This window comes from Daejeonella sp. (assembly GCF_049655485.1).
Taxonomy (GTDB): domain Bacteria; phylum Bacteroidota; class Bacteroidia; order Sphingobacteriales; family Sphingobacteriaceae; genus Daejeonella.
The window spans coordinates 1-1,940 of the sequence record NZ_JBASJU010000207.1; the positions used below are offsets into that span (position 1 = coordinate 1).

The 1,940-nt window shown below is 40.6% G+C and carries 2 protein-coding genes; one reads left to right on the forward strand and one right to left on the reverse strand.

What is annotated here, in order from left to right:
- Window positions 1-178 precede the first annotated feature (178 nt).
- Window positions 179-859: an OmpA family protein gene (locus WBJ10_RS08795; protein ID WP_424289388.1), complete on the reverse strand. Its 681-nt coding sequence runs from the start codon at window positions 857-859 to the stop codon at window positions 179-181.
- A 123-nt stretch (window positions 860-982) separates the two neighbouring features.
- Here WBJ10_RS08795 and WBJ10_RS08800 point away from each other — a divergent pair, with 123 nt between their 5' ends.
- Window positions 983-1,828, forward strand: a complete 846-nt coding sequence (locus tag WBJ10_RS08800) for an SDR family oxidoreductase (protein ID WP_424289390.1) — start codon at window positions 983-985, stop codon at window positions 1,826-1,828.
- The last annotated feature ends 112 nt before the right edge of the window (window positions 1,829-1,940 follow it).

A 1,940-nucleotide genomic window follows, 5' to 3' on the forward strand; every position in this document is an offset into this window, starting at 1 on the left:
TGCAAGCTCATTGCAAAACCAACCGTTGTACCGAGGTACATAAGAAGAATGCTTAAAATTGCTATCCGTTTAAACATATTGCAAAATTAATAAAAATACAGTCCGGAATATAATTTGACGGTCATAAAAAAGCCCTGTCCGGATATCGAACAGGGCCAAACAAGTATATTATTGGTTATTAGTTTCCAGTCCTTCTAGCTTCAGCTTTCATAGCTTCGTTGGCTACAATGACAATCTCTACACGACGGTTCTGAGCTTTTCCTGAATCAGTGGTGTTATCTGAAATCGGCTCCGTTTCTCCACGGCCTTCAGTAGTTAATCTCGAAGGCGCAATACCTTGATTTACCGCATAAGCTTTAACTGAAGCTGCGCGTCTTTCAGACAGTTTGTAATTGTATGCATCTGTACCAGTTGCATCTGTGTGTCCAACGATTAAAATGTTAGTTTCAGGGTTATTTTTTAATGATGTTGCAAGGCTTTCGATATTTGACCTGGCTGCGCTCTTCAAATCAGACTGGTTAACATCGAAAAGAATACCTGAATCGAACTTAACGATGATACCTTCGCCTTCCCGGATAACTTCTGCGTTCGGCACAGTATTTTTTATTTCTTCTGCCTGACGATCCATCCTGCGTCCGATTACAGCTCCGGCTGTTCCACCAACAGCACCACCAATTATCGCACCTACTGCAGTGTTTCCCGCTTTTTTGCCAATGATAGCTCCTATAGTACCACCTGCAGCCGCGCCGATCACCGCGCCTTTTTGTGTTTTAGTCGCAGTAGCACAGCTTTGAAATAACATAGCAGAGGTTGCGAATGCTAACCCTAATGTTGCTATTTTCATCTTTGTATTTTTCATCTGTTTAAAATTTAATTTTTTATGATAACGAATTTATCATGCGTGATGATACATCCTTACCAGCCTAAATTCAAAGTCAGTGCCAAAACCAAATAATGAATTAAAGAGTTTACTTTTGTGGGAATGTCAATACCAAATAAAGGGGTAATAAGCCTATTAGGCTGCGGTTGGTTGGGATATCCCCTCGCCAAAAGCCTTTTATCACAGGGATTTGCTGTTCGTGCTTCGACAAGTACTCCTGCCAAATTGGGCTTCTTTGAGAATGAAGGAATTGACCCCTATTTAGTACATTTTTCTGATGATGTATCAATACCTGATCTAAAAAAGTTTTTTAAAGCAGAAATATTAATTATAACGATTCCTCCAGGCCGCCGGAATCCTGACGGACTCGCCAATTATAAACGAATGATCCAATTCGTCTGCCGTCAGATTCCTCTTAGTAAGGTTTCGAAGCTAATCCTTATCAGCACGACATCAGTTTATGCAGATAGCAGTGGGGTGGTAGATGAGTTTTCGGCGATCTCACCCGATACGGATTCAGGGAGGTTGATGGCGGATACCGAAAACTTGTTAAACAAGCTGGATAAAAAGGTGATAAGCCTGCGGCTGGCGGGACTTATCGGGCCGGGTCGAATGCCTGGAAAATTCTTCGCCGGCAAAAGACAAATACCCAATGGAAATTCACCAGTAAATCTAATCCATCTGATTGATGTTATCGGGATTATCAATTGTCTGGTGAGAGATCTGAATGCTGCTGGTGTTTATAACGGATGTACTCCATCCCACCCCTCTAGAGAAGAGTTTTATTCATTAGCTGCTGAGCTGGAAGGACTTCAAAAACCACATTTTGTATCAGAGAAAACCGGGGGAAAGCTAATTACAAGTTCCCGTGTATCTGCAGAACTGAACTATCATTTCGAAATCCCTTCGTTAATGGACTGGCTTTATTCAGTCAAGCAAAATAAATAGATCTTACCTGTTTGCAGAATGCTATTGTTACGATTGTTTTGATATTCTTTGCTTAAATTTATACTTAGATAGAATTTATTGTTTTCTTAGGATGAAGAAGTTTGTTTTTTTA

Coding starts and splice junctions, on each gene's coding strand:
- WBJ10_RS08795 (WP_424289388.1), bottom strand. CDS start 859: ATGAAAAATACAAAGATGAAAATAGCAACATTAGGGTTAGCATTCGCA.
- WBJ10_RS08800 (WP_424289390.1), top strand. CDS start 983: ATGTCAATACCAAATAAAGGGGTAATAAGCCTATTAGGCTGCGGTTGG.